The organism is Pseudomonas brassicacearum (genome assembly GCF_003732265.1).
GTDB classification, from domain to species: Bacteria; Pseudomonadota; Gammaproteobacteria; order Pseudomonadales; family Pseudomonadaceae; genus Aquipseudomonas; species Aquipseudomonas brassicacearum_D.
The window spans coordinates 956,539-968,685 of sequence record NZ_MOBK01000001.1; the positions used below are offsets into that span (position 1 = coordinate 956,539).

Sequence of the window (12,147 nt, forward strand, 5' to 3'; positions counted from 1 at the left end):
AGGAACGAATAATGGAAAAGTTCATGGTTGCTGAACGGGAACTGACACTGGCCCAAGCCGAGCAGCGAATTCTTGCCGAACTGGAGGGCTTTGGACTTCATCTCGACATCCGCACTATTGGCAGCAAAATCGTTGCGACCCACGCGTCTGTCAGCACCTACAATCCTCGACGCAGGGCCAGAGGCGCCGGCAAAGGCTACGCAAATCAGGCCCGAGTCGGTGCTCTCTACGAAACCCTGGAACACTACCTCAGCGATCATTGTGATACTTCCATCGCCCACTACATCGCGCCGAGCTGTTTTTCCGACGACCCACTTTTTAACGACGACACGGCCCTTGCACTTATCGCAAAACAAAATGCCTGCACGGCTTGCCGAACTTATATCAATCCACTCAACCACTCTTCGTTTCACTATCCGATAGCCCTGTGCACACCGGGCTATTCAAACAATATCCTTGCGCCCGACACGACTAACTACCGCTCCCTGCGACGTTATGCCAGTAACAGCGGAACCGCTATCGGGGCGAGTTACAACGAGGCCGTGCTGCACGCCGCCAATGAATGTATCGAACGCGACGCAGTGTCATTGTTTCTTCTGGAGCATTTTTACTACGAAAACCACCCACCTTTACGCCGCGTGGCCCGATTACCCGATGACGATGTCCTGGGTCGATTGTGGTCAGACGCCGAGTCAGAAATCGGCGCCGAGATTGTCCTTGTCGATATCAGCAATGAATTTCTGCCGCGTACCTTTCTCGCCTTTTCAATCGGGCCTTGTGCAACTCCCAGAGTGTTCGGAACAGGGTGCTCACTCATGGCCCGACATGGCGCATGGCGCGCGCTGACAGAGCTCGTTCAGTTGCATCACGGGGCCGGCGAACCTGAACTCAAGCATTGCCTGCGTAACGCGGAACGTCATTTGCAGAATTTTCCCCGGTTGTTGCGCTGTTTGCGATTCGACCTCAATCCCCTGTTAAACCGGTGCGAGCAACAGTACGTCGCGCTGACCGCCATGCCCGATGAACAGCCGTTGGCTGAGCAGATCGATCTGCTGGCCAAAGACCTGCAACAGCATGGGCGGACGCTGGGCATTTCACAGCTGCATCAAACCAGACTGGGAACGACGCTGGTCAATGTCGTGATTCCAGGGCTGGAGCGATTTTTTGTTGTTTCCAGCGGCAATGTAGTGGTTCCGCAAGCGCGGGGCCGGCGCCTGGAAGCTCCTCAGGGAGTGAGCGCATGAACCCTCGGTACAAACCCGCCGATCCCTGGCGAGAAGTGCTGGTGGCTCAAACCTTCGGCCACGACTCCAACGCCTCGGGCACACTCAATTGCCATGTAGAACCGATCGGTCCCGGACGCCATCATCTCTTCGTTTTGCGCGTCAACGGCTGCAGCTGGGCAGGTCGAAAAATGCTGCAACAGACTGAAACCGGCGGTTGGTACATCAACAGCCTGCTCAAACCCTGGATGTTGCTTGGGCCGCTGGCCGATATGCAGTGGGGCGATGATGGCATCGCCCTCTATTTTCACAGCGCATCCATGGAGCAAAAGGTAGCGGCTTTCAGCCTGGCACAGGCTCGACCCGACAGTGAAGTCCATTTCCCGTTTCCTGTCACCGATGACAAGGGCCTGGAGTTCGTGTGCCCGACCGATTACTGGCAGTGCGACGACTCGCTCGCCACACAACTGGATGCCGACGAAATCCACCTGCGCCAGCATTGCGCAGCCCTGCTTGAAACGCTGTCGCTCCCCGGCACCGTGATTCTTGATCCGGCCTGTTCGACTGGCGAGTTCATAACGCACCTGGCCCGTGCGCTTCCTGACCGCCATTGCCTGGGTTCCGACCGTTCAGTCTCGATGATCGAATATGCCAAACGCCGTCATGCCACCGGCTCGGTGGAATTCTTTGTGGCAGATGCCCGAAACGCTGCGTCTTCCAGCCTCAAATGCGATGTGCTGATCCTGCGTTTTCTCAATGCCGAAGTGATGACTCGCACCGATGCCCGGCAGACCTTTCACGAGATGGTGGCCTGCGTGAATCCGGGCGGCACCCTCCTCGTTTTCGGTCATACGCCGGTGCTGCTCGCGGTGCCGTACCTCGCCCAGATGTTGAAACTTGAGCTGGTCTCCAGCGTAGCGGCCCGCCCCGGGCAAATGGAACTGTTCCAGTTCTACCGGCTGAGGGTCCCACTGCAATGAAGCCTTCATTCAAAAACGGCTACTTCCCGACCTGCGACGGGCACTTGATCTATTGGGAACGACACGGCACCCCTGATGCCGAACCCATATTTTTCCTGCATGGAGGACCGGGTGGGCGCAGCACTCGTCATCATCTGGAGTTCTTTGACGTCGACCGTTTCGACATCGTCCTGTTCGATCAGCGCGGCTGCGGACGCTCTCATCCCCACGGCGAGCTCAAGCACAACAACACCGGACTGTGCGTGGAAGACATTGATGCTCTGCGCCAGCATTTGGGTTTCGAAAAAATCAGCCTGCTGGGGGTCTCTTGGGGAAGCTGGCTGGCGATTCAGTTCCAGCAGCGTTATCCCCACGTCGTGCTGAAAACCACCTTGGTCTCGGTGTTTGTACCGTTTACTGCGAACGTCAGTGCATACGATCAAAAGTTGCGCGAAGGTTTGGCGGGGGTAAGTCCCGGGACCGATGGCTGCAGTGCGCGGCAGATCTACCAGATACTCGGCAACGGCTGCACAGCGCAGCAACGTCAGGCGGCCACCCACTGGTTGAAGGCCGCTTTGCAGTTGAACGGGCAGACGATGCGCCAAGGCACGCTCGACGACTTCGTCGATGAAGAAGCCGTGCGCGCTATTCGCCTGGAGATGCACTACCACCTCAATCAGTATTTCTTCACTCGCAGGCAAGAGAATCTTATCCTCGATGCCAACACCCAAGTGATACAAGGCATCAAGGATACGTTTGGCATGACCAGCCTGCGCTGGCTTCGTCAACGCCTGGACCTGCAGTGCCAGTTGCTCCACGCCGGGCACGATGCGTTTGATGGGGCCGTGCTGAAAGCCGTGCGACGCACATTGACGAGGAGCCTGTGCCCGTAACACGACGCGTCTGTCTGATATTGGTTCGGCGAGGAAATCCTGGTGCCTGAAAGATGCCATCGCCAGCTCGCTTGTATGTTTAGACTTGAAGGGGCGGTCGGGTTTCAAACATTGCAGATCGCGAGGTTGTGCGCTTTCAGCCGCCACGTCTGCGGCAGTCGCCGGCCACGGTGTATTTGATGGTGTTGAGTATGCCCATGGAGTCTTCGTAGGTCATGGCGGTGGGGACGACAGCGCAAGCCACTACCGGGCTCACAACGCTCACCACTTTCACCACATCCAGCTTCATCCCGTATTCGTAATCCTTCACCACCGGCGCCGCTTTGCCCTGGCTGGCGGCGTACTGCTCCATGGCTTTGCTGTTGGCGCTGAGCGCTTTTTCGAACGTGCGGTCACCGCCACCTTCAGCCAGCACTTTCACGGACATCGCCATCACCGCGGCGAACGTCATCCACTTGATCAACTTCATGTTCAACACCTCCATAAATAAGCCCGACATCGGCACTCGATGACGGGCTTGTTCAAGTGCGCGACGCTTACAAGTCCTGGGTCTTTTCGTCTTTCTTCTCATTGACGACGACCGGATCGCGGGCTTGCTCCCTGGCAACGAACAGCTCTACGGAGCGATCTTTGGCGGCCATCATTCTTGCGAATGTCTTGTCGCCGCCACCGGCCGCCATGACCACAGAAGACATCACCAACGCCGCTGCAAACGCACCCATTTGTACAAGTTTCATCTTTGATTCCTCGTTTAATTAACTAACGGAATCAAGGTAACAATCCGAACCTTTCGTGACGGTGGCGCGAAAATTACATATCCGTTATGTGCCAGAAAAAGGGTCTTCATCCCGGCGATGGGCAAGTTGATACAGCGCCGGCAAGATCAGCAGCGTGAGAATCGTGGAAGACAGGATTCCGCCGATCACCACCGTCGCCAATGGGCGCTGCACTTCCGCGCCAGTACCGGTCGCGAGCGCCATCGGGATAAAACCCAGGGACGCCACCAGTGCCGTCATCAACACAGGTCGCAGCCGTGTCAGTGCGCCTTCGTTGATCGCATCGCAGAGCGAACGCCCCTCCTCCCGCAGGTTGCGGATAAACGCGATCATCACCAGCCCGTTGAGCACCGCCACACCTGACAACGCAATGAAACCGACGCCCGCCGAGATGGACAACGGAATATCCCGCAACCACAGCGCCATCACTCCGCCGGTCAACGCAAACGGAATCCCGGTAAACACCAGCAAGCCGTCCTTGAGGTTGTTGAACATCATGAACAACAACCCGAACACCAACAGCAACGCCACTGGAACCACAATCTGCAAACGCCTGGCTGCCGATTGCAGTTGCTCGAACTGCCCGCCCCAATGGGTCCAGTAACCCGCCGGCACCTGCACATCACGTTCGATCGCTTGGCCCGCCTCTTCGACGAACGAACCGATATCCCGCCCACGCACATTGGCGCTGACGATCACCAGGCGCTTGCCATTTTCGCGGCTGACCTGGTTCGGCCCGAGCACCAGATCGAGGCTGGCGACTTCTTGCAGCGCGATGAAACCGATCTGACTGGCCGTACCATTGACGGCTGGCACCGGAATCAGCAGCGTCGACAAGCCTTCAATGTCCTTGCGCATGGCATCGGACAAGCGCACGACCATGTCGAAACGCCGATCGCCCTCATACAACGTTCCGGCCGGACGCCCGCCAACAGCCACGGCAATGGTGTCCTGCACATCGCCGACGTTAAGCCCGTAACGCGCAGCCTTGTCGCGATCAATGTTGATGGTCAGCACCGGCAGCCCGGTGGTTTGCTCGACCTTGACCTCGGACGCGCCGTTGACCTTTTGCATGGCGGCGGCGATTTTCGCCGCGGTGGCGTTGAGTACGTCCATGTCATCGCCAAACACCTTCACTGCCACATCACTGCGCACGCCGGAAATGAGTTCGTTGAAGCGCAACTGGATCGGTTGCGACACCTCATAGTGACTGCCCGGCAGCGTCGCCGCGGCGGCTTGCAATTCGGCCATCAGGGTTTCGCGGGACTTGCCCGGGTCCGGCCACTGTTCTTTCGGCTTGAGCATCACGTAGCTGTCGGAGATGTTCGGCGGCATCGGGTCGGAGGCGATTTCGGCAGTGCCGGTGCGAGCGAACACGCGCTCTACTTCCGGCACTTTGTTCAGAATCAATGTCTCAAGACGCTGCTGCATAGCCACCGTTTGCGTCAGGCTGGTGCCTGGAACGCGTAAGGCTTGCAGGGCAAAATCGCCTTCGCTGAGGCTGGGTACAAACTCGCTGCCCATGCGGCTGGTGATCACGCCGCTGAGCACGATGATGCCCAACGCCGCGCCCACAGCAACGGCACGATGGCTCATCACCCAAGCCAATGCCGGCGCATACACGCGACGCGCGCCGCGCATGACTACGCCCTCTTCTTCCTTGACCTTGCCAGTCACGAACAGCGCAATCGCCGCCGGGACAAAGGTCACCGACAACAGCATGGCGCCGAGCAACGCGATGACCACGGTGAAGGCCATCGGGTGGAACATTTTCCCTTCAACGCCGCTCAGGGCGAAAATCGGCAGGTACACGACCATGATGATCAACTGGCCGAAAATCAGCGGTCGTCGCGCCTCTTTGGCGGCGGCAAACACTTCATGGAAACGCTCACTGCGCGTCAGAAGTCGCCCGTGACGCTGCTGTGCATGGGCCAACCGGCGCAGGGTGTTTTCAACAATGACCACCGCACCGTCGACGATGATGCCGAAGTCGAGAGCGCCGAGGCTCATCAGGTTGGCGCTGACCTTGTTGCTGAACATACCGGTTAAGGTGAACAGCATCGACAGCGGAATCACCATCGCGGTAATCAGCGCCGCGCGGATGTTGCCAAGGAACAGGAACAGAATCGCGATCACCAGAATCGCGCCTTCGATGAGGTTTTTTTTCACCGTGGCGATGGCTTTGTCGACCAGGTGCGTGCGGTCATAGACCGGCACAGCGATCACGCCTTTGGGCAGAGATCTGTTGATCTGTTCAAGCTTGCCGGCAACCGCTTGGGAGACGGTGCGGCTGTTTTCGCCGATCAGCATGAACACCGTACCGAGCACCACTTCACGGCCATTTTCCGTAGCCGCGCCGCTACGCAATTCGCGACCGATTTCCACGGTGGCGACGTTCTTCACCCGGATCGGCGTGCCGTCGACGTTGGCCATGACGATGTTGGCGATGTCTTCGGTACTCGCCACTTGTCCCGGTGCGCGAATCAGTAACTGCTCGCCGTTGCGCTCGATGTAACCGGCGCCGACGTTGGCGTTATTGCGCTCAAGCGCCGTGATCAGATCGGTCAGGGTCAGCTTGTACGCGGCCAGGTGTTTCGGATCTGGCGCGATCTGGTACTCCTTGGCGAAGCCGCCGATGGTGTTGATCTCGGCAACACCGGGCACGTTGCGCAATTGCGGCTTGATGATCCAGTCCTGGATCTCCCGCAGGTCAGTCGGTGTGTAGGCCGTGCCGTCATCTTTCAACGCACCTTCCTGCGCCTCGACCGTCCACAGGAAAATCTCGCCCAGGCCGGTGGAAATCGGCCCCATCACCGCTTCCGCGCCTTCGGGTAATTGCTCCTTGGCGATCTGCAAGCGCTCGTTGACCAATTGGCGGGCAAAGAACAGGTCGGTGCCGTCCTTGAAGATCACCGTGACCTGCGACAGCCCCGAGCGCGACAGCGAGCGGGTCTGCTCCAGCGCCGGCAAACCGGCCATGGCGGTTTCAATCGGGAAAGTGATGCGCTGCTCGGTTTCCAGCGGCGAGAACCCGGCGGCGCCGGTGTTGATTTGCACCTGGACGTTGGTGATGTCGGGGACGGCGTCGATCGGCAGTTTTTGATAACTGGCGATACCGAGGCCGGCCATGAGCAAAACGGCGAGCAGCACGATGATGCGCTGCTCAATGGCAAACTGGATCAGGCGTTCGAACATGAGAACCTTCCGGGGGTCAGTGAGAATGTTCGGCCGAGGCTTTGCCCAGTTCCGATTTGAGAACGAAGCTGCCAGTGCTGGCGACTTGCGCGCCCGCCTCCAGCCCTTGGGTGATTTCCACAAAACCGTCCGAGCGACTGCCCAGCTCTACTGCTCTCGTCTCGAAGCCGTCTACGGTGCGCACGAATACCGTGGGTGTGTCCTCGACGGTCTGAATCGCGGTTTCCGGTACGGCGACGTTGGCCTGGCGGCTGTCGGTGGCGACCAGTGCAGTGACGAACAGCCCCGGACGCCACGAGCCCAGCGGGTTTTCCAGGGTCACGCGCACGGTCGCAGTGCGGGTCTGTTCGCCGAGCAGGCTGCCGACATAGGCCACGCTGCCGACCACTTCGGCATCCAATTGCGCGGCGCTGACGACAACCTGTTTGCCCACTTGCACCTTGTTCAGATCCTTGGGCGAAACGCCGAACGTCACCCACACCCGCGACAGGTCCGAAAGGGTGAACGCTGCCGTGGTTTCATCGACCACCTCCCCCGGCGTCAGGTGCTTCTCCACCACGACACCGTCGAACGGCGCGCGCAGTTCATAGCGATTACCGCCGGTGGCAACCACACTGCCGCTGAGCACGCTGATTTTCTGCCGGGCGTTGTTCACGGCGATTTCGGCTTCTTCCAACGCCTGGCGCGCCTGGAGGAAATCCTGCTCGGCGGAGATCTTGTCCTGCCAGAGTTTTTTCTCGCGCTCGTAGGTCGTGCGCGCCAAGACCAAGCGGCGTTGCGCGGCCGCCTGTTCGCTGCGTTGATCGGAAATCTGCTGACTGGCAATCACCGCCAGCAAATGGCCCTTTTTCACCGACTGGCCAAGATTGACCGACACCGTTTCGACCACCCCCGGCACTCGCGGCACCAAGTGGGCGGTGCGGTCTTCGTCGAAGCGCACTTCGCCGGGGAATGGCAAGCCGAGGCTGATGTTCTGTGCCCGCGCCTCGGCCAGTTGAATCCCGGCCGCGGCGATCTGTTCGGCGCTCAATTCAATGTGCCCTTCTGCAGCGTGTTCGCTGTGAGCGCCTGCACCCTCTTCAGCGTGATCGGCATGTCCCGCCGTTCCATCGGCGATGGCGTCGATGGGCGCCTTGCCCGGCCATATCGAACCTATGCCAATGCCCAGCGCCAATGTCGCCGCAGCAACAACAATCAGTTTTTTGTCCATGGAAACTCCTCTGCGCCGTGCCATCGCGCAGTGTTTGAAAAGATGAAATTCAAGGGCTGACGGCGAGGTCGCCAAAGATCCGTTCGATGCGTACCCGGGCGTCGGTTGCCTCGCTGACTGCCTGGATGTATTGGCTACGGGCGCTGATCAAGGTGCGCTGGGCGTCAAGTACGTCGAGGAAGCCGAACTTGCCCATTTCAAACCCGCGCGTGGCGCTGTCGACCGCACTTTGCGCGGCGGGCAGGATGCTCTGGTTGAACGCTGTGACCTCAGCGTTGGCGGTCTGCCATTGTGCAAGGGTGGTCTGGATTTGCGTGCGCAAACGCAGTTCGGTGGCGTTGCGCAGATCCCTTGCCTGATCGGCTCGACGCGCTGCTGCGAGGATGTTGCCCTGATTGCGATTGAACAGCGGAATCGGCATCGACAAGCCGACCACGTTGACCCGCTCGCGCTCCAGTTCGCTGTACTGACTGCCGACGCTGACGGTCAGATCGGGAATGCGCTCAGACTTCTCCAGCCCCAACGACGCTTCGCGCTGATCGATCTGCAACGTGGCCAGACGCAGCTCGGCGGTTTCGTTCAGACGCTCCAGCAAACGGATCGGAGGTGGCACCACGGGGATGTTTTGCATGGCAGTCTGCACAGTGGTCGACGTCGGCAACGGTGCGCCCATGACCTGCGCCAATTGCTGATAAGCGGTGGCCTGATCGCGTTCGGCACGGCTCAGTTCCAGCCGCACTTGCGACAGTTGCACGAGCGCGCGCGTGCCTTCGACGGGCGATGATTTGCCGGCCTCGATCCGTCCTTGCGCCACGCGCAAACCGTGCTCGGCCAGTTGCATGGATTGGCGCGACAACTGCAAGTGCTGCTGCGCGATCTGGACGCTGTTGAATGCCTGAATCACATCGGCGCGCAATGTGTTGCGCTCGCGCTCCAACTGGATGCCGGCGGCGTCCTGCGCGCGCCTGGCGACGTCGATGCGGGCGCCGCGTTTGCCGCCCAGTTCGATCGGCTGGCTGAGCATCACCGTGGTGGTGCGCGAGTCGCGGCGGGTGTCTTCAGCCTCCCACGAGACTTCAGGGTTGGGGATCAGGCCGGCCTGTTTGCGGTCGCCCTCGGCGATACCGATTTCCCACTGTGCGGCGGCGAGCTCGGGGTTACCGGCGAAGGCTGTTTGCAGGGCTTGTTCAAGGGTCAGTGTCGATGCTGGCGCAAGCCCCGATGTGGCCAGCAACAAAACGCTACTGGCCAGCACCAGGCTTTTTTTCAGGCGTAAGCACGCCGTCACTTCTGTTAGACCGGGCAATGGAAGACTTCCTTAATTGAAGTATCGTTGACGCCGCCACGGTAGGGTTTTTAACTTATCGACAAGGTGACTGGAACATTACAAATCCGTTATCCAGCGTTTCGACAAGTAGTTATGCACCCGCATGAAAAGTGTAAAACTCCATGTCGCAATACAACGAAACAAATACACTTAATTAAACCGACAAACAGTACTTGCCTGAACTCAACTATCCTGAATACGGACAATCTTGCTGCGACAGGCTGTCGCAGAAGACCGATTCAGAGCCTTAAAACAATGTTTTTCATTGACTCTGTAGCCACTACAGCCTTTAACTTTGCACGCCTGTACGCTGAGAAATTCCTGTAGGAAAACAGTTAGGCTGTTAATAACACCCGTCCGGAAGACCTTAAAAAAACAACAACTTTTCCAGGCCACCTTAATTAAATTTTCATTCAATGAAAGTGGTGATTGATCATGCGAATCCTTGTCATCGAGGACGAGCTTAAAGCTGCCGAATACTTGCATCAGGGTTTGACGGAAAGTGGTTATATCGTTGACCACGCCGCCACCGGCGCCGACGGTCTGCATCTGGCGCAACAACAGGTTTATGACCTGATCATTCTCGACGTCAACCTGCCGGAACTGGACGGCTGGGGTGTGTTGCAACACCTGCGGCGCACCCACTCCACGCGGGTCATGATGCTCACCGCGCGCGGGCGTCTGGCCGACAAGATCCGCGGTCTGGACCTGGGCGCCGATGATTATCTGGTCAAGCCGTTCGAGTTTCCGGAATTGCTGGCACGGGTGCGCAGCCTGATGCGCCGAAACGAGACTCCCCCGGTGCCACAAGTGCTGAAAGTCGCCGATCTGGAGCTTGATCCGGGGCGCCACCGCGCCTTTCGTGGCGCGCAGCGTATAGACCTGACCACTAAGGAGTTCGCCCTGCTGCATCTGTTGATGCGCCAGTCCGGCGAAGTGTTGACCCGCACGCAGATCATTTCCCTGGTGTGGGACATGAATTTCGACTGCGACACCAACGTCGTCGAAGTATCGATCCGGCGGTTGCGGGCGAAGATCGATGAACCGTTCGACAACAAGTTGATCCACACCCTGCGCGGTGTCGGTTACGTGCTGGAAGCGCGAGAATGAAGCCGGCCAGCCTGTCTATGCGCCTCGGCCTGACGGTCAGTATTCTCGGTGCGTTGCTCGTAGTGTTTCTGGCGACCCTCGCCTATTTCGCCTTGACCCATAAACTGAATGCGCTTTCCAGAGACAGTCTGGAAAAGAAAATGGAGCAGGTCGAACACAGCCTGTCGCTGTACATCGACACAGGCGAAATCAGCACCAGCCCGCACTTCCTGCTCGATCAGGTCATGGGGCACGACAACCTCACGCTGACGATTTACGACCGTGGCAACTTGCGTACACCGCTGCTCAAATCCGGTACCGGCCTGGCCGATCCGCGCCTTGAATTGAAGGTGGTGCGGGCGGTCAGCGATGAACTGGCGTTTTCCTCCTGCACAGATGCCAAGGGCACGAAGTTTCTCACCGCCTCGAGGCTGATCGGTCTCAAGGATGGCACCCGCGTGTCGGTATTGCTGTCGATGGACAATGCCCACGATGAGGCCTTGCTCAGCGCCTATCTGCGTTCCACGCTTCTGGCTTTACCGTTGCTGCTGATCTTCATCGGCCTGAGTGCCTGGGCTGCGGTGCAACGGGGCCTGGCGCCGATGCGTGAATTTCGCAAAGTGGCGGCGATGGTTTCGACGCAGGATCTGGATCACCGACTGTCGGTGGTGAACATGCCGCAGGAGTTGAGCGAACTGGCGCAGGGTATCAACTTCATGCTGCATCGGCTGGATGCGGGGGTGCAGCAGTTGTCGCAATTTTCCGATGATCTGGCCCATGAGTTGCGAACGCCGATCAATAACTTGATGGGCAAGGCGCAGGTGACACTTTCGCGCGAACGTAGCGTGGAGGAGTACAAGGACGTGCTGGTTTCCTGCACCGAGGAGCTGGAGCGCGTGGCGCGAATTGTCTCGGACATGCTGTTTCTGGCACAGGTGAGCCATCCGTCGGCGCTGGCGCCCTTTGAGTCGATTGCGCTGGAGGTTGAAGCGCTGAAAGTGGCCGAGATGTTTTCCCTGTCGGCACAGGACAAGCAGATTCAGTTGAACGTGTTGGGCAGTGCGTCGGTGCGGGGTGATCGCCTGATGATCCAGCGAGCAATTTCCAACTTGCTGTCCAACGCGTTGCGCCATTGTCCGACCGGGAAAACCGTGACGCTGTTAATCGAGCAAGGCGCGACACAGACCTCACTACTGGTCAGCAATCCCGGCGCAGGCATCGAGGCGCAGCACCTGCCGCATCTGTTTGATCGTTTTTACCGCGTCGACAGCAGTCGCTCGCGTTCGCAAGGTAGCACCGGGTTGGGACTGGCGATTGTGCGCTCGATCATGAGCCTGCATCAGGGCGTGGCCGAGGTGAAGAGCCTGCCGGGGGCGGTGACGGTGTTCCGGTTGGGATTTCCTGTGATTGAGGGGGGCGCCCTGAGGCATCTGACTTGAGATTTTCGCTGTCGGCGCCGGCCTCATCGCGGGCAA

Annotated in this window: 10 protein-coding genes; 5 read left to right on the forward strand and 5 right to left on the reverse strand. The window is 58.9% G+C overall.

Annotated elements, in window-relative coordinates; translation table 11 throughout:
* Positions 1-11: 11 nt before the first annotated feature.
* Genes BK660_RS04560 through BK660_RS04570 form a run of 3 tightly spaced genes read left to right on the forward strand, consistent with a single transcriptional unit; the run spans position 12 to position 3,075 of the window.
* A complete protein-coding gene (locus BK660_RS04560) occupies positions 12-1,244 on the forward strand; it encodes a YcaO-like family protein (RefSeq protein WP_123432265.1) in 1,233 nt (410 codons plus the stop codon).
* On the forward strand, positions 1,241-2,203 hold the full coding sequence (locus tag BK660_RS04565; RefSeq protein ID WP_123432266.1) for a class I SAM-dependent methyltransferase: 963 nt from the start codon (positions 1,241-1,243) through the stop codon (positions 2,201-2,203). Before BK660_RS04560 ends, BK660_RS04565 begins: the two co-directional genes overlap by 4 nt.
* Entirely contained in the window at positions 2,200-3,075 is an 876-nt protein-coding gene (locus BK660_RS04570; RefSeq protein ID WP_123432267.1) for an alpha/beta fold hydrolase, read from the forward strand. The genes BK660_RS04565 and BK660_RS04570 overlap by 4 nt, the downstream gene beginning before the upstream one ends.
* A 136-nt stretch (positions 3,076-3,211) precedes the next feature.
* Here BK660_RS04570 and BK660_RS04575 read toward each other — a convergent pair whose 3' ends face one another.
* The 5 genes from BK660_RS04575 to BK660_RS04595 all read right to left on the reverse strand — a co-directional run bounded on the left by BK660_RS04575 (position 3,212) and on the right by BK660_RS04595 (position 9,562).
* Positions 3,212-3,544, reverse strand: a complete 333-nt coding sequence (locus tag BK660_RS04575; protein WP_123432268.1) for a DUF2790 domain-containing protein — start codon at positions 3,542-3,544, stop codon at positions 3,212-3,214.
* 67 nt (positions 3,545-3,611) lie between these two features.
* On the reverse strand, positions 3,612-3,812 hold the full coding sequence (locus BK660_RS04580; RefSeq protein ID WP_123432269.1) for a co-regulatory protein PtrA N-terminal domain-containing protein: 201 nt from the start codon (positions 3,810-3,812) through the stop codon (positions 3,612-3,614).
* A gap of 84 nt (positions 3,813-3,896) precedes the next feature.
* Positions 3,897-7,046, reverse strand: a complete 3,150-nt coding sequence (locus BK660_RS04585; protein ID WP_123432270.1) for a CusA/CzcA family heavy metal efflux RND transporter — start codon at positions 7,044-7,046, stop codon at positions 3,897-3,899.
* A gap of 16 nt (positions 7,047-7,062) precedes the next feature.
* On the reverse strand, positions 7,063-8,256 hold the full coding sequence (locus tag BK660_RS04590) for an efflux RND transporter periplasmic adaptor subunit (protein WP_123432271.1): 1,194 nt from the start codon (positions 8,254-8,256) through the stop codon (positions 7,063-7,065).
* Positions 8,257-8,305: 49 nt separating this feature from the next.
* Positions 8,306-9,562 (reverse strand): TolC family protein, encoded by a 1,257-nt coding sequence (locus BK660_RS04595; RefSeq protein WP_123432272.1) that lies wholly within the window; start codon positions 9,560-9,562, stop codon positions 8,306-8,308.
* Between the two features lie 456 nt (positions 9,563-10,018).
* On the opposite strand from BK660_RS04595, the gene BK660_RS04600 reads away from it, so the two are divergent.
* Both BK660_RS04600 and BK660_RS04605 read left to right on the forward strand, forming a co-directional pair.
* Complete coding sequence (locus tag BK660_RS04600; protein ID WP_123432545.1) at positions 10,019-10,693, forward strand: heavy metal response regulator transcription factor; 675 nt, start codon at positions 10,019-10,021, stop codon at positions 10,691-10,693.
* Entirely contained in the window at positions 10,690-12,111 is a 1,422-nt protein-coding gene (locus tag BK660_RS04605; protein WP_123432273.1) for a heavy metal sensor histidine kinase, read from the forward strand. Before BK660_RS04600 ends, BK660_RS04605 begins: the two co-directional genes overlap by 4 nt.
* Positions 12,112-12,147: the final 36 nt, after the last annotated feature.

What these genes read in the sequence shown, in the direction of transcription:
- BK660_RS04560 (WP_123432265.1), top strand. Translation starts at nt 12, where the DNA reads ATGGAAAAGTTCATGGTTGCTGAACGGGAACTGACACTGGCCCAAGCC.
- BK660_RS04565 (WP_123432266.1), top strand. Translation starts at nt 1,241, where the DNA reads ATGAACCCTCGGTACAAACCCGCCGATCCCTGGCGAGAAGTGCTGGTG.
- BK660_RS04570 (WP_123432267.1), top strand. Translation starts at nt 2,200, where the DNA reads ATGAAGCCTTCATTCAAAAACGGCTACTTCCCGACCTGCGACGGGCAC.
- BK660_RS04575 (WP_123432268.1), bottom strand. Translation starts at nt 3,544, where the DNA reads ATGAAGTTGATCAAGTGGATGACGTTCGCCGCGGTGATGGCGATGTCC.
- BK660_RS04580 (WP_123432269.1), bottom strand. Translation starts at nt 3,812, where the DNA reads ATGAAACTTGTACAAATGGGTGCGTTTGCAGCGGCGTTGGTGATGTCT.
- BK660_RS04585 (WP_123432270.1), bottom strand. Translation starts at nt 7,046, where the DNA reads ATGTTCGAACGCCTGATCCAGTTTGCCATTGAGCAGCGCATCATCGTG.
- BK660_RS04590 (WP_123432271.1), bottom strand. Translation starts at nt 8,256, where the DNA reads ATGGACAAAAAACTGATTGTTGTTGCTGCGGCGACATTGGCGCTGGGC.
- BK660_RS04600 (WP_123432545.1), top strand. Translation starts at nt 10,019, where the DNA reads ATGCGAATCCTTGTCATCGAGGACGAGCTTAAAGCTGCCGAATACTTG.
- BK660_RS04605 (WP_123432273.1), top strand. Translation starts at nt 10,690, where the DNA reads ATGAAGCCGGCCAGCCTGTCTATGCGCCTCGGCCTGACGGTCAGTATT.